Here is a 709-nt window from a genome sequence, read left to right on the forward strand (position 1 = left end):
AGCCGCAGGAATGGCACCAGTCATCAGCCTCAGAGACCCGGCATTCGAGCACCGCATGATCGGGCTGCAACTGCTGACCAGTCACCACCAAACCGAGGCCATCCAGTCGGCAGAACGTCGTCAGGTCAGGAGAGCAGAAGGTAGCGTCACGCACGTCGATGTAGAAGACGCCGCGCTGCTATGCGTCATGACCGGCTGGCAGGGGCAACCTATGGATTGGAACACCTTCGGTCAGTAATGACCTCCCACACATCGCCACGTTGTGCTGTCGGGCCGTACGTGCGCTCCATGAGCTTGATGCCTACGCTTTGCCGTACCAGCACGTTGGTACGGCAAACCCTTCGCCGAGGTCGATCCGCGGCAGCCGGCGTCAGCTGAGGCCCACGTCGTCTTCACAGCCAAGCGTGGTAACCCTCCTCGGAGCGGTGCTGGGTGTTGAGTCGGCCAGGTGAGACCGCAGTGGAGGAGCGGTCCGAGGCGGTAGTTGTCCTGGCCTGACCCCGACGGTTGATCCAGAAGCCGTTGCCGGAACGCTTCACGTATTTATGAGCCAATTAGTGGCTTCGGTAGATCCGTTGAAGATGGGACCTGACCCCGAGTAGTGGACACGCTCAATCCCTGCTTCGGTGGGGTGGAAGCGAGATGATCCACTCATGGCGAGGAAGAACTACTCCGAGGAGTTTCGCCGCGACGCTGTCGAGTTGTATCG

At 60.5% G+C, this 709-nt stretch carries 1 pseudogene; it reads right to left on the reverse strand.

The features are described from left to right. Positions 1–154: pseudogene (locus tag RM423_RS25010) on the reverse strand (ISL3 family transposase); the annotation flags it as partial. Positions 155–709 lie beyond the last annotated feature (555 nt).

This window comes from Jatrophihabitans lederbergiae (assembly GCF_031845305.1).
Taxonomy (GTDB): Bacteria; Actinomycetota; Actinomycetes; order Mycobacteriales; family Jatrophihabitantaceae; genus Jatrophihabitans_A; species Jatrophihabitans_A lederbergiae.